This window comes from Erwinia sp. Leaf53, assembly GCF_001422605.1.
GTDB lineage: Bacteria > Pseudomonadota > Gammaproteobacteria > Enterobacterales > Enterobacteriaceae > Erwinia.
This window is the reverse complement of the sequence record NZ_LMLK01000003.1, coordinates 74,590-100,926: the sequence shown is the minus strand read 5'-3', so window position 1 is coordinate 100,926 and position 26,337 is coordinate 74,590. Positions and strand designations below refer to the sequence as shown.

Annotated in this window: 22 protein-coding genes; 17 read left to right on the top strand and 5 right to left on the bottom strand. The window is 55.4% G+C overall.

Annotated features, from left to right (window positions below):
- Positions 1-34: 34 nt before the first annotated feature.
- A complete protein-coding gene (locus ASF13_RS24875) occupies positions 35-1,249 on the bottom strand; it encodes a helix-turn-helix transcriptional regulator (RefSeq protein WP_235514945.1) in 1,215 nt (404 codons plus the stop codon).
- A 374-nt stretch (positions 1,250-1,623) separates the two neighbouring features.
- Between ASF13_RS24875 and ASF13_RS04265 the strand changes: the two genes are divergently transcribed.
- The 12 genes from ASF13_RS04265 to ASF13_RS04220 all read left to right on the top strand — a co-directional run bounded on the left by ASF13_RS04265 (position 1,624) and on the right by ASF13_RS04220 (position 15,527).
- Complete coding sequence (locus ASF13_RS04265) at positions 1,624-2,049, top strand: PAS domain S-box protein (RefSeq protein WP_056232947.1); 426 nt, start codon at positions 1,624-1,626, stop codon at positions 2,047-2,049.
- Between the two features lie 3 nt (positions 2,050-2,052).
- The gene (locus ASF13_RS04260) at positions 2,053-3,588 is read left to right on the top strand and encodes a sulfite reductase flavoprotein subunit alpha (protein WP_056232945.1); all 1,536 of its coding nucleotides are present in this window, start codon (positions 2,053-2,055) and stop codon (positions 3,586-3,588) included.
- Between the two features lie 265 nt (positions 3,589-3,853).
- Entirely contained in the window at positions 3,854-4,681 is an 828-nt protein-coding gene (xapA, locus tag ASF13_RS04255) for a xanthosine phosphorylase (RefSeq protein ID WP_056232943.1), read from the top strand.
- A gap of 26 nt (positions 4,682-4,707) precedes the next feature.
- A complete protein-coding gene (locus ASF13_RS04250; RefSeq protein ID WP_056232940.1) occupies positions 4,708-5,961 on the top strand; it encodes a nucleoside permease in 1,254 nt (417 codons plus the stop codon).
- Positions 5,962-6,026: 65 nt separating this feature from the next.
- Positions 6,027-6,941 carry a LysR family transcriptional regulator gene (locus ASF13_RS04245; protein ID WP_056232938.1) on the top strand — a complete coding sequence of 305 codons (915 nt, stop codon included), beginning with the start codon at positions 6,027-6,029 and terminating at the stop codon, positions 6,939-6,941.
- Between the two features lie 547 nt (positions 6,942-7,488).
- Positions 7,489-10,062, top strand: coding sequence for a type VI secretion system Vgr family protein (locus ASF13_RS04240; protein ID WP_056232935.1), 2,574 nt, complete (start codon positions 7,489-7,491; stop codon positions 10,060-10,062).
- 90 nt (positions 10,063-10,152) lie between these two features.
- Entirely contained in the window at positions 10,153-12,126 is a 1,974-nt protein-coding gene (locus ASF13_RS04235) for a lipase family protein (protein WP_056232933.1), read from the top strand.
- Positions 12,113-12,895 (top strand): hypothetical protein, encoded by a 783-nt coding sequence (locus ASF13_RS24870; protein ID WP_233209034.1) that lies wholly within the window; start codon positions 12,113-12,115, stop codon positions 12,893-12,895. Before ASF13_RS04235 ends, ASF13_RS24870 begins: the two co-directional genes overlap by 14 nt.
- A gap of 129 nt (positions 12,896-13,024) precedes the next feature.
- The gene (locus ASF13_RS24180) at positions 13,025-13,171 is read left to right on the top strand and encodes a hypothetical protein (RefSeq protein ID WP_156365549.1); all 147 of its coding nucleotides are present in this window, start codon (positions 13,025-13,027) and stop codon (positions 13,169-13,171) included.
- Between the two features lie 38 nt (positions 13,172-13,209).
- Positions 13,210-13,476, top strand: coding sequence for a PAAR domain-containing protein (locus tag ASF13_RS23225; RefSeq protein ID WP_072166278.1), 267 nt, complete (start codon positions 13,210-13,212; stop codon positions 13,474-13,476).
- 5 nt (positions 13,477-13,481) lie between these two features.
- Positions 13,482-14,627, top strand: a complete 1,146-nt coding sequence (locus ASF13_RS04225) for a hypothetical protein (protein WP_056233456.1) — start codon at positions 13,482-13,484, stop codon at positions 14,625-14,627.
- 225 nt (positions 14,628-14,852) lie between these two features.
- Positions 14,853-15,527: an acyl-homoserine-lactone synthase gene (locus ASF13_RS04220; RefSeq protein ID WP_082502280.1), complete on the top strand. Its 675-nt coding sequence runs from the start codon at positions 14,853-14,855 to the stop codon at positions 15,525-15,527.
- Here ASF13_RS04220 and ASF13_RS04215 read toward each other — a convergent pair.
- Entirely contained in the window at positions 15,513-16,256 is a 744-nt protein-coding gene (locus ASF13_RS04215; protein ID WP_056232929.1) for a LuxR family transcriptional regulator, read from the bottom strand. The two genes, ASF13_RS04220 and ASF13_RS04215, sit on opposite strands and share 15 nt — an antisense overlap.
- 282 nt (positions 16,257-16,538) lie before the next feature.
- The gene (locus tag ASF13_RS23220; RefSeq protein ID WP_072166277.1) at positions 16,539-16,835 is read right to left on the bottom strand and encodes a helix-turn-helix transcriptional regulator; all 297 of its coding nucleotides are present in this window, start codon (positions 16,833-16,835) and stop codon (positions 16,539-16,541) included.
- Between the two features lie 639 nt (positions 16,836-17,474).
- Between ASF13_RS23220 and ASF13_RS04210 the strand changes: the two genes are divergently transcribed.
- Together ASF13_RS04210 and ASF13_RS04205 are read left to right on the top strand one after the other, a co-directional pair.
- The gene (locus ASF13_RS04210) at positions 17,475-18,965 is read left to right on the top strand and encodes a sensor domain-containing diguanylate cyclase (protein ID WP_162237180.1); all 1,491 of its coding nucleotides are present in this window, start codon (positions 17,475-17,477) and stop codon (positions 18,963-18,965) included.
- Between the two features lie 175 nt (positions 18,966-19,140).
- The gene (locus ASF13_RS04205) at positions 19,141-19,755 is read left to right on the top strand and encodes a TetR/AcrR family transcriptional regulator (RefSeq protein ID WP_056232924.1); all 615 of its coding nucleotides are present in this window, start codon (positions 19,141-19,143) and stop codon (positions 19,753-19,755) included.
- Between the two features lie 689 nt (positions 19,756-20,444).
- On the opposite strand, the gene ASF13_RS23215 is transcribed toward ASF13_RS04205, so the two are convergent.
- The gene (locus ASF13_RS23215; RefSeq protein ID WP_072166275.1) at positions 20,445-20,582 is read right to left on the bottom strand and encodes a DUF2256 domain-containing protein; all 138 of its coding nucleotides are present in this window, start codon (positions 20,580-20,582) and stop codon (positions 20,445-20,447) included.
- A gap of 228 nt (positions 20,583-20,810) precedes the next feature.
- Here ASF13_RS23215 and ASF13_RS04200 point away from each other — a divergent pair, with 228 nt between their 5' ends.
- The 3 genes from ASF13_RS04200 (at position 20,811) to ASF13_RS04190 (ending at position 25,950) form a co-directional block, all read left to right on the top strand.
- The gene (locus ASF13_RS04200; RefSeq protein ID WP_056232923.1) at positions 20,811-21,920 is read left to right on the top strand and encodes an efflux RND transporter periplasmic adaptor subunit; all 1,110 of its coding nucleotides are present in this window, start codon (positions 20,811-20,813) and stop codon (positions 21,918-21,920) included.
- Entirely contained in the window at positions 21,917-24,997 is a 3,081-nt protein-coding gene (locus ASF13_RS04195) for an efflux RND transporter permease subunit (protein WP_056232921.1), read from the top strand. The genes ASF13_RS04200 and ASF13_RS04195 overlap by 4 nt, the downstream gene beginning before the upstream one ends.
- Positions 24,998-25,332: 335 nt before the next feature.
- Complete coding sequence (locus ASF13_RS04190) at positions 25,333-25,950, top strand: TetR/AcrR family transcriptional regulator (protein WP_056232919.1); 618 nt, start codon at positions 25,333-25,335, stop codon at positions 25,948-25,950.
- A gap of 16 nt (positions 25,951-25,966) precedes the next feature.
- Here ASF13_RS04190 and ASF13_RS04185 read toward each other — a convergent pair whose 3' ends face one another.
- Positions 25,967-26,254: a hypothetical protein gene (locus tag ASF13_RS04185; protein WP_056232917.1), complete on the bottom strand. Its 288-nt coding sequence runs from the start codon at positions 26,252-26,254 to the stop codon at positions 25,967-25,969.
- Between the last annotated feature and the right edge of the window lie 83 nt (positions 26,255-26,337).

Genomic DNA, 26,337 nt, shown 5'->3' with positions numbered 1-26,337 from the left:
CAGGCGAACAGGACAACCGGGATCGGGTGTTTGCTCAACCGGCCTGCAGCGCGCTGGGTGCCACGCCGTAGCGGCGGCGAAAGGCGGTAGCGAAGTTGCTGGCGTGCTGGTAGCCGGACATCCACGCCGCCTGCTGCACGCTGTGCCCCTGCTGCAGGTAGCGCCTGGCCTGCGCCAGCCGGCAGTCGCGCAGATAGTTAAACACCGAGTCGCCGTAGGCCTGGCGGAACTTGCTGCGCAGGCTGCTCGGGCTCATCGCCGCCGCCCGCGCCAGCTCTGCCAGCGTATGGGGTTGCTCGGGGCTGGCGGCGATCAGCTGGCGCACCTGCTCCAGCCGCGCCCGTTCACCGGGCGGCAAAGGTGGGGTTAACGAGGCAACCGCCATGCCGCTTTGCGGCGATGCGGCGGCAACGGGCCGGGTAATACCGGCGGTCGCCACCGCGTCTGCCCTGGCTTCAGCGGCGGCGGAGGCAAATGCCGGTGGGCTTTCCTGCGGGATGGCCGCCGTGTTACCCGCAGTTTTCGCCATTCCGGAACGAGATACTGTACCTGCTGTACCTGCTGTACCTGCTGTACCTGCTGTACCTGCTGTACCTGCTGTACCCGTCTGTGAAGCGGCTTCGGCCGGTTCGGCCAGCAGCTGTTGCGCCAGCAGCTGCAGCAGCAGCCCCTCCAGCATCAGCTGGCGCACCAGCGGATCGGCACAGGGCTGCAGCACCCCCCGTAGCCCGGTCAGCAGATGGTCCGGGATCTGCCACACCTCCGAACCGGGATAGCGCTGCTGCCAGGCCCCGAGCAGGGTGGCGATCTCCGATCCCGGTTGAAACCGCGCCGGATTAATGCCCAGGGTGATGGCAACCAGCCGCTGGCCCGCGTCGTGGCGTGCCTTCAGCTCCAGCCGGTCGCCAATTGAGGTGGCCAGCGCCATGCCGCCGCGCATTAGCTGGGGTTCGCCGTTCAGCCACAGCTGCACGCAGCCGCTGACCACCACCAGAATATAGAGCGGGGAGTGGCCGGCGGAGGTGGTTTCATACGGCTGGACGATCTGCAGGTCGGAGCAGGTAACGCTGAGCCCGGAGGGCAACAGATGCTCGTCGACGTAACCCTGCACCACGGTGGCGGCAAGCGAACGCTGCGGCGCGCTGCCCAGCGCCGGAAAGCGGTAGTCAATGGCGTGGCGCTGGCCATATTCAAGAAAGTTTGCCACCGAGAAGCGTTGTTCCTGGCGGGCATGTCGCTGTGTATTCATGGAACTCCGCTGGCTGGGGGAAGGGCCGCTCAGGTCTGAACGTCGGATAGTGCCAATAATAGCATCGGTAATTTCAGTGGTAAATTAAATGATACTTATTCTCATCAGTCGCCCTGTATGCGGCGTCGGCGACACGCGCTGCCACCTGCCTGCTGGCAAAGCGAAACCCACCCGCATCATCTGATTAACCTTTTGGTAATAATTCAATCTATTGATTTACATCAATAATACCGTTTCTTTTTACGCGGCTTTTGATTGCTTTTTTGATCGCGGATCGTATAAAGTGTATTTGAAATGCATCTTATGGTTGATGCAGCATCCTCTACCCACTTGGCACTGGCCGCGACGGCCAGGCTTACCGTAAGGAAAGAAACATGAATCAGAACCTCGACTCCGCACAGCTGATTAGCGCCCTCGACAACGTGATGGTGATCTCCACCACCGATCTGCAGGGCACCATTACCTACGTTAACGATCTGTTCTGTACCCTGACCGGCTACCAGCGCGAAGAGCTGCTCGGCCAGCCGCACAGCATCGTGCGCCATCCTTCGGTGCCAAAAGCCACCTATAAGGAGATGTGGGACACTATTAAAGCGGGCGAGATCTGGACCGGTATCATCCCCAACGTCGGTAAAGGCGGTGGCCTGTACGTGGTCGATACCACGGTGCAGCCGCTGTATGACCAGCAGGGCAATATCAACGCTTACATCAGCATCCGCCGGGTGATCAACGATCTGATGACCGACTTTGACGCGGTGGAGTTCTCCAAAGAGCAGTTCGACGAATTTTACGACAACTAAGCCATGAACAAACCCATCGAACGTGTGCTGATCGCTTACGGTTCTGAATCCGGCAACGCCCGGGCGCTGGCCGAATACCTGGGCGGTGCGACATTCCTGCAGCCCTTCGCGCCGCAGGTGACGGAACTGAACCAGCTGCTACAGGCGGAGCCGAATGAGGGCGACCTGCTGCTGCTGCTGACCAGCTCGTTCGGTGACGGCGAACCGCCCGCCAACGCCGACCGGCTGCTGGAGCAGCTGCCGCACTACGCCGCGCCCGGCGGCCTGCGCTACGCCATTTTCGGCCTTGGCGATACCGCCTATCCGCAGTTCTGCGGCTTCAGCAAGGCGCTCGACGCCGCGCTGGCCGCGCAGGGCGGGCAGGCGCTGATTAACCGGGTAGATGCCGACGCCGGCTATCAGGACTTCTTCCGCCAGTGGCTGGCGGTGGTGGAAAAGGTGCTGCAGGGCGATGCTGAGGCCGGGCAGGCGCTGCGGCTGCAGGTGACGCCTTACGGTGAGCAGAACGCCTTTACCGCCCGGGTGCTGGAACGATCGCACCTCAGCGGCAGTGCGCCACACGCCTGGCATATCCGGCTGGATATCCGCGGCAGCGGCATCCGCTATCGTGCCGGTGATACGCTCTGGGTTTTACCAGAGAACGACCCAACGCTGCTGGCCGGGCTGGCGGCAGGACTGGGCGATGAACGGGCGATTACCCAGCTGCGCGATAAAGAGCTGCGCCAGCTGAGTAAGGGCGTGCTGCGCGAACTGGCGAAGCTGGGCGGCAGCGAGGCGCTGAAGGCGCTGCTGAAAAGCAGCCAGCGTAAGGCGCTGGAAGCGTACCTGTGGGGCGCAGACCTGCTGGACGTGCTGCAGGACCACTGCCCGCCCGGCTCCGTCAGCCTGGCGCAGCTGCTGGAGATCCTGTCGCCGTGCCTGCCGCGCGCCTACTCGATCGCCTCGGCCGGCGATGAGCAGACGCTGGATCTCTGTGTACGTGAAGTCAGCTACGCGCGCGACGGCCGCCCGCGGCAGGGGATGGCGACCGGCTGGCTGCTGGCGCAGGACGCGGTGAAGATCTTTGTGCGCAGCAACCCCGCCTGCTGGCTGCCGGAGGACGCTGACGCCCCGCTGCTGCTGGTCGGTACCGGCACCGGCATCGCGCCGCTGATCGGCCTGACCCGCGAAATGGCGGGCAGCGGGCAGCAGCGTGAAACCTGCCTGATTTTTGGTGATAAACAGCGCGAGGTGGATTTCCTTTATCGTCAGGAGCTGGAAGCGCATCTGGCCGACGGGGTACTGAGCAGCCTGCTGACCGCCTTCTCCCGCGACGGCGACAGCAAATACTACGTGCAGCACGCAATAGCCGATCACGCTGACCAGATTGCCGGGCTGCTGCAGCGCGGCGCGCATATCTACCTTTGTGGCAACCGGCGCCATCTCGAAAGCGCGGTACGGGCGGCGCTGGATGCGGTGGCGCGTGAGGCAGGGTGGCCAGAGGGTGAGTTATGGCCGCAGTTGCTGGGGCAGGGAAGGCTGCATCTTGAACTGTACTGACACTGAGGCACTGCTCCACCATGCAGCACTCTCTGGAGTCTTCAGGAGTCATTACTGATATGCAGGCCAGACAGGGCAGCCGGCTTGAGGCAATCCCCGACAAAATAATTGCTGAGGTGCTGGCCCGCCCGGGCGCGATCTTCAATTGATACATTTACGCTATCAATCATGTGGTTAAACGGTATTGGTTAAGCTTTGCAGGAAATCGGTATAAGAGTAGCGTCACATTACTTTCTTACTACCGACATATGGAGCTGCTAAGCCGATGACCTCTCTTGATAATTCCCCGTTCTACGCCGCCGATATTATCCGCTCACGCCTCAACGGCCTGAATCCGCGCGTGGCCTTTATCCTCGGTTCCGGCCTGGGGGAACTGGCGGAGCAGATCGAAAATCCGGTGGTGTTCTCATATGCCGAACTGCCGGGCTTCCCGGTCAGCACCGTACACGGCCACGCCGGTGAGCTGGTGGCCGGAACCCTGTCCGGCGTGCCGGTGCTGTGCATGAAGGGGCGCGGCCACTTCTATGAAGGGCGCGGCATGGCGGTGATGACCAGCGCTATTCGTACTTTTAAACTGCTCGGTTGCGAAATCCTCTTCTCCACCAACGCCGCCGGTTCTCTGCGCCCGGAGGTCGGCCCCGGCAGCCTGGTGGCGCTGAACGATCATATCAATACCATGCCCGGCACGCCGACCGTCGGCCCGAACGACGACCGCTTTGGCGACCGCTTCTTCTCACTGGCTAACGCTTACGATGCTGACTACCGCGGCGTGCTGCAGCAGGTGGCCAGCGAACAGGGCTTCCCGCTGACCGAAGGGGTGTTTGTCTCCTATTCCGGCCCGAACTTCGAAACCGCCGCCGAAATCCGTATGATGCAGATCATCGGCGGTGACGTGGTCGGCATGTCGGTGGTGCCGGAAGTTATCAGCGCCCGCCACTGCGGCCTGAAAGTGGTGGCGGTAGCGGCGATCACCAACCTCGCGGAAGGCCTCGGTGACGTTGAGCTCTCCCATGCGCAAACGCTTGCGGCCGCGCAGCTCTCTAAGCAGAATTTTATCAATCTGATCTGCGGCTTCCTCGGCAAACTTTCCTGAGCAGACACTAAACGGCGGGCAGCGTGATGGCGATACAACTACGCTTGAAGATTATGATGTTCCTGCAGTACTTCATCTGGGGGGCCTGGCTGGTCACGCTGGGTGCTTATCTGATTAACACCCTCGGCTTTCGCGGAGCCGACGTGGGCCTGGTCTACAGCGCCAAGGGTATTGCGGCGCTGCTGATGCCGCCGCTGATTGGCATCGTCGCCGATAAGTGGCTGCCAGCCAACCGGGTCTACGCGCTGTGCCACCTGACCTGCGCCGGCATGCTGGTGTGGGCGGCCGGGGCCAGCCAGCCGCAGCTGATGTTCTGGGCGATGCTGGGCAATGCGATGGCGTTTATGCCGACGCTGGCGCTCTCCAACACCATCGCCTACGCCGGGCTGGAGAAGGCCGGGCTGGATACCGTCAGCCACTTTCCCGCCATCCGTGTGCTGGGCACGGTCGGCTTTATCGCGGCGATGTGGGCGGTCAGCCTGCTGCAGCTGGAGCTGAGCAACGTGCAGCTGTATATCGCCGCCGGGGCATCGCTGCTGCTGGCGCTGTATGCGCTGACCCTGCCGACCACGCCGATCGTCAAAGGGCTGCCCTCGCGCAGCTGGGTCAGCCGGCTGGGGCTGGATGCGCTGGTGCTGTTTAAAAATCCGCGCATGTCGGTGTTCTTCCTGTTCGCCATGCTGCTCGGTGCGGTGCTGCAAATCACCAACACCTTCGGCAGCCCGTTCCTGCACGACTTTGCCCGCCAGCCGCAGTTTGCTGACAGCCTGGTGACGCGCTATCCGTCGATGCTGCTGTCGGTGTCGCAGATTTCGGAAGTGGCGTTTATCCTCACCATTCCCTACTTCCTGCGGCGCTTCGGCATCAAAACGGTGATGCTGATGAGCATGATCGCCTGGGTGCTGCGCTTTGCGCTGTTTGCCTGGGGCGACCCGTCGGCGTTTGGTTTTGTGCTGCTGCTGCTGTCGATGGTGGTCTACGGCTGCGCGTTTGATTTCTTCACCATCTCCGGTTCGGTGTTTGTTGAGCAGGAGGTGGACTCGCGGATGCGGGCCAGCGCGCAGGGGCTGTTTATGACCATGGTCAACGGCGTCGGCGCCTGGCTGGGCGCGATCCTCAGCGGCTGGGTAGTGGACTACTTCTCCGTGGCCGGGGTAAAAGACTGGACCAGCATCTGGCTGGTGTTTGCCGCCTACGCGCTGGTGCTGGCGGTGGTGTTCCAGTTCAGCTTCTCCTGGCGACACTCGCGTCCGGCCGCGTCTGCCGCCGTCACCCATTAGCGTTCCGTCTGGTACAAGCCGCTAATGCGGTGGTAAATTATGGGGTTTCCCGCTATGGAAACCCCATGAACCCGTCATCCCGCCCGCACCGCCCGGACCTCAAGCTGCTGCGCTACTTTCAGACGGTGGCGGAGGAGCTGCACTTTGGCCGCGCCGCCACCCGCCTGAATATGTCGCAGCCGCCGCTCAGCTTCCATATCAAAGAGCTTGAATCCCAGCTCGGCACCCAGCTGTTCGTGCGCCATTCGCGCAGCGTGGTGCTGACCCACGCCGGGGAGGTGCTGCTGAATAAAACCCGCGCGCTGCTTAACAGCGTCGAGTGCGCCTTTGCCGAGGTGGAGCAGATAGGCCGGGGCGAGAGCGGGCGCATCCGGCTGGGGATTGTCGGCACCGCCATCTGGGGTGGCCTGCGCCCGGCGATCCGCCGTTATATGCAGGACTACCCGGCAAGCGAAATTCTGTTTTACGAAAAATCACCGGGCGACCAGCTGGCGCTGCTGCAGCGCAACGAGATCGACGCCGGCATCTGGCGCATGGAGACCCACCCGCCGTGCGGGCTGCACAGCGAAAAGCTTAACGACGCCACCTTTATGGTGGCGCTGCCCGTGGAGCACCCGCTGACTCAGCAGCCGGCGATCGACATTCGTCAGCTGCGCGAGGAAGATTTTGTCACCATGACCGCAGTCCACTCCGACTGGACCTTTCTGCAGAAGGTGTGTGCCGAGGCCGGTTTCACCCCTAAGGTGGTGCGCGAAGCGGTGGAGCCGCAGACGGTGCTGGCGCTGGTCAGTATCGGCCTTGGCCTGACTATAATGGCCGACAGCTACGCGCAGATGAGCTGGCCGGGCGTTACCTTCCGCCCGATGGTGCAGGCGATCCCGGCCGACCTCTATGCGGTCTATGCGCCGGAGCAGCTGACCGGAGTGACGAGGAGGCTGATTGAGGCGCTGAAGAAGTCGGCGGGGCTGGAAATCGCGTAGCGCCGCTAACGGCGGATGCAGCCCCTGCTGGCGGGCAAACGCCTTCGGCAGATAGTCCACGATGACCCGCACGTGAGGAGAGACCACTAACAGGTACGGATACTGCACCGTGATGGAAAACTTGACTGGCGGGTTACGGAGGGGAGTCCCGGGACTTTCAACCGCCCGAGTCGTCCCGTTTTTCCTGCCATGGCGGCGGTTTCGACCAGCATTCCACCCCTTATCACGATCCGTAATGCTTAAGTTATTCTGCTGTTATTGCTGAATGAACGGTGATAGCCAGATAAATTGATGACGAGTGTCTTGTTTAGGTGTTCAAATAATTTCAGAGATTATTTGGCTATTTAATCAGCAAGTTATTACCATTCTTTAAGATTATTCCCATATAAATCAGTTAGTAATTCCTTTCATGACCTGTTGCTCATTCCCGCCGGGCTGTTCTATAGTCGCGTCTGTACCCATACGGAAAGTGTCCCGGGTCGCGCTTTGAATGCCGCGACAATCGGCGATCCTGGTGAGTAATGCTTATCAAAAAGGAGCGTTCGCGATGAGCCTGATAAACACAGTACAAAGGAAGGGACCCGGTCTGGAGGGCAGCTCGCTAAATCGCTACCGGCTGGAGATCCCGTCCTGTGATGCAGCGCTGGACGTGGAAGATTTTAGCGGTCTGGAGATGATGAGCGGGCTGTACCGTTATGACGTCACCTTCACCTGCCCGGAGAAAGACCTGCATGCTGCGCACTTCCTGCGTCAGTCGGTCACCCTGACGATGGGGACCGGGCCCTTGCTGAGCATAACGGGATTAAAGCGTGTTCACGGTGTCACTACCCATTTTGAACGTGTCAAAGCCTCGCCAGACCAGGCGACATACCGGCTTATTCTGGAACCCTATCTGGCTTTACTGCGTAACCAGTTTCGCACCCACCGTTTCTTTATCAACCAATCGGTGCCCGAGGTGGTGAAGGCTGTGTTGGCAGAGCATAAATTCAAAGACTGGGAATATGCGTTTAACCTCAAAGGGTGCTACCCGAAGCGCGAACAGATCAACCAGTATCAGGAAAGCGACCTGGCGTTCGTTGAGCGCCTGCTGGCCGAAGTGGGGATTTTCTACTTCTTCACTCTGCAGCCTGACACCCTGACCGAAGTACTGCAGATGGCCGACGCGCAACGTGCCTGGCGGTTTGGTAAAACACTGCCGCTGATCGGGCCGTCCGGCACCCATGGCAACGGCGTGGAGTCGGTGTGGGATATTCACGTTCATCATCAGGTGGTGGAGGCATCCGTCACCGCCGGGGACTACAACCACCGCGCCGCTAACAAAGTTTTACTGACGCCGCCCGCCGACAGGAGCGGCGTTGAAAGTGAGCTGCAGACCTATGGTGACGTCTGGCACTATCGGCCTAAGTACCTTAGCGCAGGCAATAAACATACCCCCGATACAGAGACGGGTAACTTCTGGGCGCGGCTGGAGCATGAACGTTACCTGTCGAGGCAGACCCTGGTCGTCGGCAGCAGCACGGATTATACCTTAGCCCCTGCTGAAGTTGTGACCATCAGCCCGGCTTCACCGATCCAGACCCTGCCCGCAGCGTTAGAAAACGACGTGGTGATTGTGCGGGCCAGCTTTACGGCCAGCCGCAAAGACGCTCTGCAGGTTAACTGGGAGGCGGTTCCCTTCAGCGAAACCCGTTGCTGGCGACCCGCCGCTAAACCCCGCCCGGTGGTGAGCGGCACCCTGATGGCGCGTGTCACCAGCGCCAAAGCGCAGGACAGCTACGCGCATCTCAGCCAGAGCGGCCTCTACTGGGTCAGATTTGACGCCGACCGTGATGAAAAACCAAAGGGCTACGAAAGCATGCCGGTGCGTCTCGCCAAACCCTACGGCGGCGATACCTTCGGCATACACTTCCCGCTGATTCAGGGCACCGAAGTGGCTATCGCCTTCCACGAGGGCGACCGGGATCGCCCCTACATAGCCCATGCGCTGCACGATTCCTATAACCCGGACCACGTGACCGCCGACAATAACACCCGCAACGTGATCCGCACCGCCGGCCTGAACAAACTGCGTATGGAGGACAGGCGCGGCGAGCAGCATATCAAGCTCAGCACCGAATACGGCGGCAAGACGCAGCTGAACCTGGGGCATAACGTTGATGCGCAGCGCGTGCTGCGCGGTGAAGGGGCCGAGCTGCGCACGGATGACTGGTTGAGCCTGCGTGGTGGTAAAGGGGTGTTTATCAGCGCGGATAAACAGACCAAAGCTCAGGGCCATAGCCTGGATATGGATGAAGCTATCCGACAGCTGAGTCAGGCATTGTCGCTGGCACAGAGCCTGAATAAAGCGGCGCAGACGGCAAAGGCTACGCCGGGTGAAATTGACAGCCAGCAGCAGTTGGACGACGCGTTGGGACATCTGAAAGAAGCCGGAATCCTGGCTCATGCGCCAGAAGGCATTGCTGTTCTCAGCCAGCAAGCCATTCGTCTGGCATCGGGCAGTAAAAGCATTGGACTGATGTCAGGGAAAAATACTGATATCAGTGCGGGCCGGTCATTTACCGTCGCCGCTGAGGAAACGGTAAGGCTGTTTGCACAGGGGGCAGGGATGCAGCTGTTTGCCGGTTCAGGCAAAGTCGATATCCAGGCAATGGGCAACGCACTGGATGCTTCCGCACTGGAAGACGTAACCATCAGCAGCACTGAAAACAGCGTGACGATTAATGCCAGTAAGGCGCTGATCCTCAACTGCGGAGGGGCATACATCAAGCTGAGCGAGGGAAATATCGAACTGGGCTGTCCCAAAAATATATTTCTCAAAGCCACAAACGTTGACCAGACCGGGCCCGCAACACGGAATACGCCGGCGCTGACTTTCCCTAAAGGATACCAGGAGAAGTTTACCCTTAAAGACCCACGGTCAGGTGAAATTAAGCCGTTTACGCGCTACAAGATCACCACCGGGGAAGGAGATGTCTTTTTCGGTGCTTCTGATGACGCCGGCAAAACCTCCGCCGTTCATACCTCAATGCCCGCCAGCCTACAGATCGAGTTTCCGGATGAATTGCCTGATGAAGGGCCAGGATTCTGGCTAACGACCGACGATGATTATCGAAGTAGTTAAACCTTGGGTGAATATTGCTTTTAAGCCTGGTTCTGATTTTTTCAGAACTGTTAAAACTGAGTGCGTATATATTAGCGAAAGGAGATCGCCATGCATAAGCCAACGGCATATACATCCCTTAAACCTAAATGCCCGGATGCATTTACCTGCGGGCAGAAAGAGTACTGGGTTGAAATCCAGCTGGTAGACGAAGCAGGCAAACCGGTATCTGCGTTGCCTTACACCCTGGAGAACGAAGCCACCCGCAGCGGTCATCTGCCAGCGTATAAAGGCAGCAGCGACGGTGAAGGCTTGATTCGTGTTACCAGCCTGCACTGGCTGGATCTGACGTTAACCGTTGAGGCACAGCCGCTGGCGGATGAAATGCAGCAGCGGCCTCTGGCAATCAGCCGGCCACCGCGCCGCTCTGCCACGGCTGGCCGGCCGATCGCCAACAGCTGGCGCTCCAACGTGCAGATTAGTGCTGAGCAGAAAGGCTACCTGCACCATTACGTCACCATTGGTGAGCTCTGCGACAGTGCGCCGCAGATTGATAAATGGGAGGCGAAACAGCTGCCGCAGTTTCATTTCCCTGAAGGAAAATCCCTCAAAGGGTTTGAACTAACTCGCGAGCAGCTTGATAAACGTCACGTTATTGAGATCTGCCCGTTCCGGGCCTGGGTGCTGGTACTGCACGATACCAAAGAGTACTCTCTGGCGAACGGGTATAACCTCGGGCTGATGGCGGATATGGCATATGCAAAAGGAGGAGACAGTGTAATAAAACAATTTTTCCTCGAGAAATGCCAGGATCTGTCAACCACGCCAGGTTACGAAGAGTATCCATCTTACGTGCGTGCCCTGACTGTTGATGTGCCATTCAGCCAGCGTTACACATCGGCTGAATTTTTGGACTCATCCGATAAAAAAGACAGCGGAAAGGGCCAGCCTTTACTTGATAGCACTCAGCTTTTTTATGTTGAGTGTGCCGGGCATCTGGTTGTTGCCTGGCGCGGAACTCAGGAAGGCGCCGACTGGTTAACTGACGCTTCGTTTATCCCAGTACCCTGTCCGCCAGAGTTAGCAAAGGCTGGAAGTATTCATGGTGGGTTTTACGATGCGTATAAGTTGGCACAGGAACGATTTAATGAGAAATTCGCACAGATAAAAAAATCATTGTCAGAAGCGAATGAAATAAAAAAATTATTTATCTGTGGGCATAGTCTTGGCGGTGCTCTTGGGCTGACCTATGCAGCTGAAATGAAAGCTGGTGAGCCCATTATTTATACTTACGGTATGCCACGAACTTTTACGGCTGATGCTATCGGCAGTCTGTATCCAATAACGCATTATCGGCATGTTAACGATGCCGACACCATTCCGAGCGTGCCCTTTGATGCCAATTTAGATAACTGGCTGTACGGTAAGTTTGGCTATCTCGGGAATACGCTTGGTTTTTTCTGGGCGCTGCTGGCGGAGATGCCCACTCAGATGCTGGGGGGCTATATCGGCGAACACTACTGGCATCACGGTAAGCCAGTGGTGTTTTTCCGCACGGCACAATCCGTTTCTTACGAGGAGTGCCGGGTGATGATGAACCCCAACACCTGTCGCCGCTATAGCTACCGTTTGCCGATTAAAGCTAAATTATTTCTCGTGCCTTCACTGTCAGAAAGTGAAAATCAACAGGCTAAACAGGCGCAGGAGAGGCTGGTTAAAGCTTATCCGGTGGACGATATGCAGCGTCTTTTTCCGCGTAATACTAATCCTTCATTCGATCATCTTACCAATCCAATGCGCCACTCGATGGCCAGTGAATATCTGCCATTTCTTAATAATCAGCTGCTGGAGTTGGCCTGGCCGCAACTGGCGATGCAGCGTAAGAAGAATCGTGAGGCGTTTAAGCAGCAGATGAAAAAGTATGCCATGCAGGCACCTGAGGAAGAACTGATGCGTAATAAAATATTTCTCGATCTGCAAAGTATGCTGAGCACTACGCTGGATATCACCCACAAGCTACCCGGTGGCGAAAATGCATTGACTCGCTTCAAATCAGAAGCGGAGGAAAAAGTTGAAATTATCTAAACTTATCAATTTAATAGCGCTAGTATTGCCTCTCAGCGGTTGTGCCGTGCGCCCGGACTATACGTTGAGCCCACCTCCTGGCACAGAGTGGATCACGCTGTCGGTGAAACTGCCGCCGCAAACGGAAGTTATACCGATGGATGTTTTGTACCGCTCAGAGAAGTGCCAGCGCGAGGTTTACGATCAAGGCACTGAATCTCACACCAGCATGGACAGAGGTAAAAACCCACAATTGGTGTCTCTCTCTCAGCGGGGTAAAAGTAATATCTGGCAAGCCCAAATCGCGCTTAACGGTGGTGGAAAGTGTGAATGGCAACTCAGTGCCGTAAGAGTCGACATTCAACCTGTAAAGACACTTGCCTTAGCAACAGGAAAGAAAATTATCCCAACGAGCTACGTTTTTGGCTTTGATGACGAAGCTTATGGTGGGGGGGAGGGCTCTGGAAGTAAAAAAGAGACTCGAGGCGATTTAAACCTGCAAACAGAATTATTTCCTGTGATTTTTATCAATCATATGTTCAATGAGACAACGTTTGAAATGTTTGGTGGGGATACGAGGTTTGAAAAATGGAGTCGATACTTCAGGGTGTTCGGAACGAAGGAAATATTAATATCACCGACATTTTATCTTCAAAAAGTGGTGACACTTGAAAGTCCTAAAAATCGCAAAGATCCAGCAGGGATGATAATCACCTATCCTGACGGGGAGGTTGTGCATGAGCGAAAAATCGCTCCAGATTATGAAAAACTACTTTCGATGAAAGAGTGATGAGAAATCAGAGGCGAAATAGTATTTGATAAGTTTTCATGCAGAAAGGCAGCCGAGTATAGGCAGTCTGTTTTTCCGCGTAATACTAATCCGGCCTTTGATCATATCACCAGTCCGATACGCCACTCGATGGCCAGTGAATATCTGCCGTTTCTTAATAACCCGCTGCCGGAGCTTGCCTGGCCGCAGCTGGTGATGCAGCGTAAGAAGAATCGTGAGGCGTTTAAGCAGCAGATGAAAAAGTTTGCCAGGCAGGCACCTGAGATTGAGGATTAACTGTTCAGGTTCAGCCTGTTCATAACCGAGGAATGATTATGTCAAAAGCACTCGTAGTACTTGGCGATAGTACGACTCATGGCGGCAAAGTCATTACCGCCTCGTCAAAAATAATCGTGGACGGTAAAAACGTTGCGGTCGTCGGCGATCGGGTCAGCTGTCCGATTGCAGGGCATGGAACCAGTCAAATTGTGGAAGGCATGCCGCAACGCACCTGCGGCGGTCGGGCGGTGGTGGTTGATGGCTGTCAATGTCAGTGTGGTTGCCGGGTTCTCTCCAGCGCAACCAACAGTACGTTAGGATAAATCATATGGAATGGGAAAGGACTAAAGCATCTGTCAGGGAACTGCCGCTGGCTCCATCCCTGATGTGGTGGTCGCTGAGTGGTGCGCTGGCGCTGATGATTGGGGCTTTATTATTTCTTCTTCATGCTTCCGGCACGGTACCAGCGCTGGCAAATATTGATATCTGGCAGCTTTCACTGGGTGTGCCGGGTGCCTGGCTGCTGATGTTGTCTCTGCGCGGGTGGTGGTTGGTGCGGGCAACAGACGAATACGTCTTTCTGCAGAACGAAGCTCAATTCGCTCAGGAGCAGTGGGAAGCCTGGGCAGGCAGGCACCTTGCCATTCTGGCAGGCAGTGTGCAGTTGCCGGATGGCCTGACTGCCGCCGTGATCCATGAGCCGTCAGCAGCCATTCCGTCTCGCGGGGGACTGACCCGGCGGATGGCCCATATTCACGATCCGCTTAAACTCTGTCTGGCTGGCGTTGAGGAAGCGTTAAGCACGCTGCCGCCAGATCTTCCGCTGCGGGTCACCCTTGTTTCGGATTCCCCCGTTGCACAACTGACTGAGACCTTTGCCAGACACTGGGCGTCGCGTTTTCCTCTGCGTGAGCCGCCGGACGACATTACCGTGACGGCAAGCTTATCCCTGCAGCGTATGGCAGAACGGCTTAAACAGCCTGAGTTAACGGTCGATCTGATTCTGCTAATGCAGCTTAACGGCGGCGAGGCATATAGCGACTGGCTGGCGTCACTGCTGCTGACCAGCGATGACGTAGCGCTTATACATAACCTTGCGCACCCGGCACGTCTGCTACGCCCAATGGCGCTGGATATGGCAGCCTTTGAGCGGGGGTTCACTCTGTTTCTGGAAACGCAGACGGTTGCCTGTACCAGCGTAAGGACGCTGGCCGATGCGCTGAGCTGGGAAAAGTCTGCTGCGTCACTGATGACTACCGGTGCACGCTGTGGCGCGGCATGGCAGCCTGCTGAACGTCTGGTGCTGGAAAAGTTATGCGGTATTCCTGGCCCAATGGCGCCGTGGCTGGTTGTCGTTCTGGCCTCTGAACTGGTCAGATTAAGCAAAGTATCAATGCTAACGCTGTTCTCTTCGGGAACAGAACATTATGTCAGTACTGTCACATCAGGAGATGAAGATGCAAACAACGGGTAATCTGCCCGACCGTTTGGGGCGCGCTGGGATGTTAATAGCCACTGACTGATTTTGTGAAAGGTTATGCTTTCGCGAGTTTCTTGAGTATTACATTGGTGTTTGTAATGAGTTTTACTAACAAGGCAGATGTTTTAATCTGTTGTTATGATGGCTCAGGTGGTAAGTGAGTGAAGTGATTGTTTGGACCTAATACGATTGTCATACTTGTGCTTGCATGATAAACGTATGCTGTTTTTCGCTTTAGAATCTGGAGGGTTAACTATAATGCTTGAATTGTATGATGTGACCTACGAGAATTTAACCAGTGCTGAGATGCATGATTTATTCTCATTGAGATGTGGTGTGTTCAAAACACGATTGAATTGGAATGTTTCCGTGAGAAAAAGCCTGGAGTCAGACGAGTATGATAATAGATCCGCAAGTTACATATTTGGCAAGATTGGTAATAAGCTAGTATGTGGCGTGAGATTTATTGATTCGAAAAATAAGACAATGATTTCAGGTGTTTTCCAAAAAAACTTCAAAAAACTCAATCTTCCAGAAGGTGATTATTTGGAGGCGAGTAGATTGTTTGTAGATAAAGTCACCACACAAAATTTAAATATTCATAATCAGCCAGTGAGCACTCTACTATTACTCTCAATGATAAATTACTCAAAATCAAACGGCTATTCAAGTATCTATGCAGTCGTAAGTATTGAGGTTTTTCTTATTTTCAAGCGCACAGGATGGATGATTGAAGTTGTCAGTGAAGGTGTGTCAGAGCAATCTGAGAAAATTCTATTTATTTATATGCCGGTTGATGATAAAAATCAAAGCATTGTGATTGAAAAAATAAAATCGTGTTCTAAGTATAAGTTCAATAACTTAGATTCATGGCCTATATTATGGCATGTCTGATAGAATCGGCTTGATAAGCTGAAGCTCAACACTTAATCTAATCGCATGCTTTATGTTAATAACGCCAAGTTTTTTTACGACATTACTGGCGTGATACTTTACTGTCGTTAGTTTAATATCCAGGATGGTCGCTATTTCTTGATAGGTCTTTCCCACGCTGGCCCAATAAATTATCTCATTTTCTCGTGTTGACAGTATTCCACGAATGCTATTTCCGTAACTATCAGATTTTATTTTTAGACCTTGATAAAGAGTTGTTAAATTTTCATGAATAGTGTTTAACACCATCTGGAGTTGACATTTATCTCTATGAATGGCTTCTTCAATACAACTGTCACACTCTTCATCTATTATTAGTGATAATAGAACAAGATTATTGTTATGATCGTGTAAAACAAAGGTGTACCCGGAGATGATATTATACTTGCTTGCTATGTTGAAAAGTTTCGGTACTTTTATCCCATGGTTCAGTACAGTATTCTCATCCCACGAAAAAGGCGTCAACCGATTCAATGCCGTGATAAGGACCGGATCTATAAACTGAAAGTTGTTTTTGACATATACATCAAACCACTTTTTTCTGTTTGAAATAACAACGAACCTTGCAGGGTTTCTTTTGCTCATGATGGCGTATGCATATTTTATGTTCTTATAGTGATGGAGTTTTTTTTCAAGTATGTTCTTTATCCTTTCATTTATCGTAATATTGTCAAAAAAATATTTATTCATTTTCTGATATCCTTTCCGAAGTTTTCTTATGATGTGCATTTTGTCATGTCGATTGAATATTAAATTGAAGTGGTTCATGCTTTGGCGGTAATTTTAAATTAAATTATTTCTATTTTATTAAAGGCAATGAGTTTTTGCGAAAGTCAATCTATTAATTCTGATACTGTGAATTATATGTATCTTTTAAATATTAACAATAGTGGTTTATTTTATTTTTGTAAAAATTGTTAGCAGTGTAATCAGGTTTTCTATCTTTTCCCATTTATGTGAGGTGAGAGTTGGCTATCGCTTACTCTTCGAGAGAGATAATTCACACTCCAGCCTGAATCGATGAATTCGCTTAAGTTTTTCACCAGATATGGACAGATAGCGAGAAGGCCAGATCTCCTCAGCTTTAAAGCCAATCGCTTCAGCGATGATGTGTTCGCCCTTAGTCCAGGGCCGCACTAATGCATTCCCTAATGTACCAGAACTAAGCCCATGACCTCTTGAGAGTGCCGCCAGTGATCCGCACTTTTTTCTGACTGCTGCGAGGATATCAGCGCGATGCCAGTCTTCTCCGCATGATTCTTTTTTCATTGTTTTTTCCATTTTTAATGAGTGACGGTGTTAATTTATTTCAATCTAAAAATAATGCATCTTATAAAAACTTTTTTTACCTGTATTTTAGTACAGCTAATCACTGTTCTTAATACATATAACTGAGTTAATTGTTGAATGTTCATGCTATTTTCTTTTTGTAAATTATGCATTCCTTTAAACTGGGATAGTGCTTGATTTCAATGGGGGTAACTAAATAAGGTTAACCAGTCAATGACACTCTGCGAACAGAGAGGGGAGGGGGCTTGCTGCTGGAACTGAGATGTGAGGCAAGGTATTACCTGGCCGCTCAACGAGACCAGGCACCCTGCTACAAAGGCGGAAAATCTCCCCGTACATCAACCAACGCTTGCGCTTGCCGGTGACCGATTGCAGACTGACGGTGGCTGGACAGTTATGCCCACAGGCAACGTTCAGCCCCTGGTTGCCGGGGGTAGCCAAAGGGTTTTACCCGCGGTTTCAGGTGGGAGTGTGGTATCAGGGATTCCGGAACGATCTGGAGACTGCAACGCTGTGCGAGGGCTTATGCTTAAACGAATTAAATCTGCCGGTCTGTCCGCCAGGATAGATTTGCGCGGGGTTATTCTTCTGTCTTCCCTGCTCATCCTCGTCGTTACGTTGCTGATTAGTTTATTTGTCGCCTGGCAGGTTCAGCGTCAGGCGTTGCTGGAAAACGCTCAGGAGTCAAGCCGGGCTTATGCCCTGAAAGTCGCCTCCGGGGTGGATGATTTTATCTACGGAGCGCACCGCAGGCTGGGGTACAGCGCCGCGCTGATCGGCGATGCGCTGACGGACGATCGTCTGTTAACGGAGGAGTCCCACCGGCTGCTCGATCAGGATGCGTCGTTCGGTGCCGTCATCATCATTAATGCGGCAGGTAAAATACTCAAGGCGACCCCTGAGCGGTTAGGGCTGCTGGGGAGGGTGACGCACGCCGACGGCAGTGAAGAGGCCCTGCGCGAGCAGCGGCCGATGGTCAGCAACGTGTTTGAGGCGACCTCAGGCGGGCAGGTGGTGTTTATTACCATGCCAGTCAGGGACAAGGGCGGTCAGTATCGGGGTCTGATTGGTGGGGCGATCAACGTGCGCAAGCAGGGGACGCTGCATACCCTGGCCAGCGATCACTTTAACCGCGACGGCACCCGCACATACATTGTCGATCGGGTGGGCCGGATCATCCATCATCCGGACCCGGCGCGCGTCGGCACGCTGGTGGACAAGGCGTTAATGGATTATTTCGCGCAGAGCGAAAGCAGCGGCCCGCTGCTACTGCAGACCAGCGAGGGGAACAGCGTTATTGCCGGTTTTGCCAGAGTGCCTTTATCCGGCTGGCTGGTGGTTTCTGAGCGCACGCGGGCGTCGACGCTGGTGGCGCTGGAACCGCTAATCTGGAAAATGTTCTTGAGCATTATTCCTTTTGCGATTGCCATCGTGGTGGCTATCTGGTGGCTGGCCCATCTGATCTCGCGGCCGCTGCGCCTGCTGGCCCGTGGGGTTGCCGGGCCCGACACCCGTGAAAATATTGAGCGGATCCGCGGCGTGCTGACCTGGTACCGCGAAGCCTTCAGCATTAAGCAGGAGCTGCTAAAGGGTATGGCAACCATGCAGGACACCATCCGCCGCCTGAATACCCAGGCGCACACCGACCCGCTGACCGGGCTGGCCAACCGGCGGGCAAAACGAGAGGCGCTGAGAAAGATGGAGGCCGCAGGCCAGCCATTTGCGGTGGTGGTGCTGGATATCGACCATTTCAAATCGATTAACGATACCTGGGGGCACGAGGCTGGCGATGCTACCCTGTGCCACCTGGCGCGGCTGCTTGAGGCGTGTTCCCGGGAGGGCGATATCGTCTGCCGCATCGGCGGAGAGGAGTTTATGCTGCTGTTGCCGGCGACCCCGCTGGTTGAGGCGGCAAAAGTGGGTGAGCGGGTGCGTAAGCGGGTGGCTGGCTCAGCCGTGGATGGCGTCGGCACTATCACCGTCTCGCTGGGTATTGCTGGCTGGCCGGTCAGCGGCAGAAAACCCGCCGACGTCGTTAAACAAGCCGATCGGCTGATGTATCGCGCCAAACAGGCCGGCCGCAACCGGCTTTACGTGGATACGCCTTAGTCGTTAGCTGAGTGGGGGCAGCGCACGACGCATCGTTTCCCTCTGGAGAAAGGCGACCTTCGGTGGCCGCCTTCACTGCGTCCTCGGAGAAGGGCAGTGTAGATTTATTTGAGTGACCTTATAATTAATCAGTCACTCGTTGTCTGTCAGTACCTTATTAGGCTAAGCTGGAAAAATGAGTAAACAAACAGAACTTCATCCCCCTCGGGGCCCGCTGGACCACAGCGTCCGCGATCGGGTGGTGGCAGCCGCCACCGAACATTTCAGCCATTACGGCTATGAAAAAACCACCGTCTCCGATCTGGCTAAAGCGATCGGTTTCTCCAAAGCCTATATCTATAAGTTCTTCGACTCCAAGCAGGCGATCGGCGAGGTGATCTGCAGCAACCGGCTGGCGATGATTATGGCGATTGTCGATGCGGCGATCGCCGACGCGCCCAGCGCGACAGAAAAATTACGCCGCCTGTTCAGTGCCCTGACCGAAGCCGGCAGCGATCTGTTTTTCCACGATCGCAGGCTTTACGACATTGCGGCGGTTGCCTCACGTGATAAATGGCCGTCGGCAGAGGCGTATCAGGCACGGCTGCGTCAGCTGGTTGAGCAGATCGTTGTTGCCGGCCGCCAGGCGGGTGAGTTTGAACGAAAAACGCCGCTGGATGAGACGGCCGATGCGATCTGTCTGGTAATGCAGCCCTATATCTGCCCGGTGCAGCTGCAATATAATCTTGAGACGGCGTCGTCGGCCGCGGTGCTGCTTTCATCGCTGATACTGAGCAGTTTAGCACCCTGAGTGGTGGCTGTTCAAAATAAAAGCCCCGACCGTTGCAGTCAGGGCTTTTAATCTACTACGAACTTCGAATTTAACATTAACAGACTTAAAGGAAGACTACGGTGATACTGATTTTAAATGTACGCGTTTAACACAGATAATATTGGGTGTTAACAGTTAAAACCCCCTCTATTGACCGTTATACTTAACCTGCCATCCTCGTAACGTTGCAGGAATGGCACTCTAAACAGGTACATCTCCCCTCGCGACATATACTCTTTGATGCGTGGCCTGACTTCCGTTGCGATCGTTAAACTCAACGAGCTTTCACCATCGAATCGCAAGTAATAACTATTAAAACATGGCCTTACATCGTCGCGTTTCCTCATAAATTTGCGATTATTGCAACTGGTTACGTGGCCTTAACGCTGTGTCGACGTAGAACAAACATCGCTTATCGTCAACGTCCCATACAACAAACTTCGTGGCCTTTATCGCAAATTACACTTCACACTCAAATTAACTAACGCTTTCAACCTGAACGGCGATCTGATATTTCACCGCCGTTAAAGTCCAATCTACGGGTTTTAAAATCAGTGTCAATACTGTTATTAATGACATGTTTATACTTACAGTAAGTATATAAGAATTAGTGCTATTCCAGCGTGAGTTCGCTCTGTCTGGTTATCAGGCGAGCGCGTTCCAGGCCCTTATGAGGCGTCTTTTTGCCGCCGGCAGCGCTCTGAACACTTCCGCACATCGTCCCAGCATTTTTCCCACTTTTTTCGCCAGCTGAAAGGGCGTCCGCATACCGTGCAGATTTTGGTCGGCAGTTCGCTCTTTTTCACAGTGACTCTCCTGCATCGAGTTTATCCAGCAGATGCTGGCCGCGTTGCCACAGCGCCAGCCGCTTAGTCGAAAACCTCAACTGAACCCTAATGATAGCAGCGACTCCCTCAGCGCTCTTATCCTGAATGATACTGCGAGGTCTGTCAGCGCCATTAGTGACCATTGACATTTTTGGTCACTGGTTTGAGAATGCGCTTACCGTCCTGCTCAATCAATTAAGGTAATCCATGCTCAGGCTCAATCCTGCCACCTTCGCTGTCTGCCTGTTGCCGCTTGCTCTCGTGGCCTGCGGTGACACTACCGGTACCGACGATCCCCGTACCCAGCCGCCCCTGGTCAGGTCTGCGACCGTAGTCAATGCGCTGGATGCCTCACGCGCATTTACCGGGGTGGTGGTCGCCCGGGTTCAAAGCGATCTCGGTTTCAGAGTGCAGGGTAAAATCCTTGAACGTCTGGTCGATACCGGCCAGACCGTTAAACGCGGCCAGCCGCTGATGCGTATGGATCCGGTTGACCTCAGCCTGCAGGCGCAGGCTCAGCAACAGGCCGTCACGGCCGTACGGGCGCGGGCTAAACAAACCCGCGATGACGAGGCGCGCTACCGCGGGCTGGTCGCCACAGGTGCGGTATCGGCATCGGACTACGATCGGATCAAGGCCGCCGCCGATGCGGCCAGAGCTGAACTCAGTGCGGCGCAGGCGCAGGCGAATGTGGCGCAAAACGCGACGGGCTACGCCGTGCTGCTGGCCGACGCCGACGGCGTGGTGATGGAAACGCTGGCGGAACCCGGTCAGGTTGTCACTGCCGGTCAGCCGGTGGTCCGTCTGGCCAGGGCAGGGCAGCGTGAGGCCATCGTGCAGTTGCCCGAAACGTTACGCCCGGCGGTTGGAAGCGAGGCGGAGGCAACGTTGTACGGTAGCGTTAAGCAGCCAGCTCCGGCGAAACTGCGGCTGCTTTCCGAGGCGGCCGATCCGGTTACGCGCACCTTTGAGGCGAGATTTGTACTTGAGGGGACAATGGCCGGCGCGCCGCTGGGATCCACGGTGACGCTGCAAATCAGCGACGATAAATTGCCGGGCCAGAGGGTGCAGGTGCCTTTAGCGGCCCTCTACGATCCGGGCAAAGGGCCGGGGGTGTGGGTGATTTCAGGAAAACCGGCCAGAGTGTCATGGCGGCCCGTGCAGGTGCAGGGGGTAGGTGACGATGCCGCGCGGGTGATCGGCAGCGTAAAACCGGGGGAACAGGTGGTCGCTCTGGGGGCGCATCTGCTGCATGACGGTGAGGCCGTGCGCCTGGCTGAACAGAGCGGTAGCAACATCGCCGGGAGCCAGCCATGAGCGGGGGGCGATTCAATCTTTCAGCGCTGGCCGTACGCGAGCGCTCAGTTACGCTGTTCCTGATTATCCTGATCACAGTGGCCGGTATCCTGTCGTTTTTTGAACTGGGGCGGGCGGAAGATCCTCCCTTCACCGTCAAGCAGATGACCATTATTTCTGCCTGGCCCGGTGCCACCGCGCAGGAGATGCAGGACCAGGTGGCTGAACCGCTGGAAAAGCGCATGCAGGAGCTCAGGTGGTATGACCGCAGTGAGACCTACACGCGCCCCGGTCTGGCTTTTACCATGCTGTCACTGAAGGACAGCACGCCGCCTTCTCAGGTGCAGGAAGCGTTTTATCAGGCGCGTAAAAAGCTCGCTGATGAAACTAATAACCTGCCTGCCGGCGTCATCGGGCCGATGGTCAATGATGAATTCTCCGACGTGACCTTTGCGCTGTTTGCGCTGAAGGCAAAAGGGGAGCCACAGCGGCTGCTGGTGCGCGATGCGGAAGCGTTACGCCAGCGAATTTTGCATGTGCCGGGGGTCAAAAAGGTCAATATCATCGGCGAACAGTCTGAGCGCATCTTTGTCTCGTTCTCGCATGACCGTCTGGCCACGCTGGGCATCGCGCCGCAGGATATTTTCTCCGCCCTCAACGGCCAGAACGTACTGACCCCCGCCGGTTCGATTGACACCAAAGGGCCGCAGGTGTTTATCCGCCTGGACGGTGCCTTTGACAAACTGGAGAAAATCCGCGAAACGCCGATTGTTGTCCAGGGCAGAACCCTGCAGCTTTCTGACGTGGCAACCGTTGAACGGGGCTACGAAGATCCTGCGACCTTCCTGATCCGCAATCAGGGTGAACCGGCGCTGATGCTGGGCATCATCATGCGGGACGGCTGGAACGGTCTGGATTTGGGTAAGGCACTGGATGCGGAAACGGCCAGCATCAATGAGGGGATGCCGCTGGGGATGACGCTTGCCAAAGTCACCGATCAGGCCGTTAACATCAGTTCGTCCGTCGACGAGTTTATGACCAAATTTTTTGTCGCGCTGCTGGTAGTAATGGTGGTCTGCTTCGTCAGTATGGGATGGCACGTGGGCGTGGTGGTTGCGGCGGCGGTGCCGCTGACGCTGGCGATTGTCTTCGTGGTGATGGAGGCCTCCGGCAAAAACTTTGACCGCATTACCCTGGGCTCGTTGATCCTGGCGCTGGGGTTGCTGGTTGATGATGCCATCATCGCCATCGAGATGATGGTGGTGAAGATGGAAGAGGGCTACGACCGCGTCAAAGCTTCGGCCTATGCCTGGAGCCACACGGCTGCGCCGATGCTGGCCGGTACGCTGGTGACCGCCGTCGGTTTTATGCCCAACGGCTTTGCACAATCCACCGCCGGTGAATACACCAGCAACATGTTCTGGATAGTGGGGATCGCCCTGATTGCTTCCTGGGTGGTGGCGGTAGTGTTTACCCCTTATCTTGGCGTGAAGATGCTGCCCGAGATCAAAACGGTAGAGGGTGGGCACGCGGCGATCTACAACACCCGCCACTACAACCGCTTTCGCCGCTTACTGACGTGGGTGATCGCCCGTAAGTGGATCGTGGCCGGGTCGGTAATTGCCGTCTTTACGGTGGCGATACTTGGCATGGGGCTGGTGAAAAAACAATTTTTCCCGACCTCCGATCGCCCGGAAGTGCTGGTCGAAGTGCAGATGCCCTACGGCACGTCGATTGAGCAAACCAGCGCGGCAACCGAGAAGGTTGAAGCCTGGCTGAGAAAGCAGAAAGAGACAAAAATGGTGACGTCTTATATCGGCCAGGGTTCACCGCGTTTCTTCCTGGCCATGGCGCCGGAGCTGCCCGATCCGTCGTTTGCGAAAATTGTGGTGCTGACGGACAACCCGGAAGCCCGTGAGGCGCTGAAGTTCCGGCTTCGTGAAGCCGCGGCGCAGGGCCTGGCACCCGAGGCGCGCGTGCGCGTGACTCAGCTGGTGTTTGGGCCTTACTCACCCTATCCGGTGGCCTGGCGTGTTATGGGGCCGGATGCGGTCAAACTGCGCGAAATTGCTGACAGGGTAGAACAGGTGCTGCAGAACAGCCCGATGATGAGGACCGTTAACACCGACTGGGGGCCTAAGGTGCCGGCGCTGCACTTCACGCTGGATCAGGATCGCCTGCAGGGGGTGGGGCTGACGTCGACCGCGGTCGCGCAGCAGCTTCAGTTCCTGCTTTCGGGCATTCCGATCACCCCGGTGCGTGAAGATATCCGCTCGGTGCAGGTCATGGGGCGCGCGGCAGGGGATATCCGTCTTGATCCGGAAAAAATAGCCGGTTTTACTCTGGTGGGCTCTGCCGGCCAGCGCATTCCGCTGTCGCAGATCGGCCAGGTTGAGGTGCAGACGGAAGATCCTGTTCTGCGTCGTCGCGATCGCACCCCAACCATAACGGTCCGCGGGGACATCGCCGAAAACCTGCAGCCGCCGGATGTCTCCACCGCCATCACGAAGGCGCTGCAGCCGCTTATCGCTTCGCTTCCGGCGGGATACCGCATCGAGCAGGCGGGATCGATTGAAGAGTCCGCCAAAGCCACCGGGGCGATGGCACCGCTGTTCCCGATTATGATCGCCATGACGCTGCTGATTATTATCCTGCAGGTGCGGTCGATGTCGGCGATGGTGATGGTGTTCCTCACCGCGCCGCTGGGGCTGATCGGCGTGGTGCCCACCCTGCTGCTGTTCAACCAGCCGTTTGGCATCAATGCGCTGGTCGGATTGATCGCGCTGTCGGGGATCCTGATGCGTAACACGCTGATCCTGATCGGCCAGATCCATCACAACGAACAGCAAGGGCTGGCGCCATTTGACGCGGTGGTGGAGGCGACGGTGCAGCGGGCCCGGCCGGTATTGCTGACGGCGATGGCGGCCATTCTGGCGTTTATCCCGCTGACCCACTCGGTATTCTGGGGCACGCTGGCCTATACCCTGATTGGCGGGACGTTTGGCGGCACCGTTATTACGCTGGTGTTTCTGCCGGCGATGTACGCCATCTGGTTTAAAATCCGGCCGAACTCTGCCGGACCCGCCGAGGGGGAATAGCATGTATACCCTCCTGCTGGCGGCCACCTTTTCGCAGAGTCGAACGGTAATGCACTGCATAAACTGGAGTGCATTTCACACTAACTTTCGTGCTTTCAGTAGTTCATGTCTTCATGGGAACAGATTTGGCTGTCAATGAATTTTATCCATGACGTACGTTAAAGAAATATCCCGCTCAGGTCTCTCCGGGCCTGACATCCAGCCTGCATACGATAGTGCTGACTCCGCATCAGTCAGAGGGCATTCAGGTTGTCCCTATGGCGAAACAAAAGGGCGCAACTTTAATGAACCCGCCGGTTCTGTTAATCTGACAGCAGTTAACAGGGAGAAACGACATGCGAAAACTGACTGAACAGAAACGAAATGACATTCTTAACGCTGCCACCACCGTCTTTCTTGAGCAGGGCTATGAACGTGCTTCCATGGAAGGGGTAGCCAGAACGGCCGAATGCTCTAAAGCCACGCTCTATAACTACTTTACCTCCAAGGAAAGTCTTCTTGATGCCGTGGTCAGGGCTTACGGCACCAACTTTCTGACGCGCGCGGCGGACGATCTTCACAGTCAGGACAGCAGTAAACTCTCTCTGAATGACCGGCTGCAGCGCTTTGGTGAAGGCATGCTGGGTGCACTGACGTCCGACTGGAAGGGGCTTCAGCTGTATCGCATGGTTATCGGTGAGGCGGGGCATTCCGGCATTGGCGATATCTTTTATGAGTCCGGCGTACGGGAGAGTATGAACGCGCTGGCGGCACTGATGGAGCAGCACATTGACGCTGGCGACATGCGGCCCGCCAGCCCCGAACTGAGAGCGAAACAGTTTTCGGCTCTGGTAAGGGCCGAAGCTGACGAGCTCTTTCTCAGACATGACATGCCGGTTTATACGCAGCAGGATATCGTGGCGATGGTTAAAAGTGCCGTGGACGTATTTACCGCTGGCGCGTCAGCCCGCTGACGACGCGGAAAGGTTTTCAGTACAGCGTCACGTCGCTCAGTACCAGAAGCGTCAATACCCCCAATGTATCCACCACGATGCATTCGACCAGCAAAAAAATCAGCAGCAGCCCGGCTGAACATCCCCATACCCTGATGGCATAGAACCTGGCCCGATGCAGCCTGAATCGGCGGATGCGCCAGATTTCCCTGAGGTTGCCGCCGGTGATCGCTAAGGTGAGTGCCACAACTATCGTCCTAGTTCCATAGATGAACCATTGCCGCAGCGGCGTACTCTCCAGCGTGATGAGCAGCCATGCGATCATATCGGACTCCCCATGAGTAAATTACAGATACGAAATGAAGCATTTTGTTGACAGAGTCAGGATAAAGCATGTTAACTGTACCG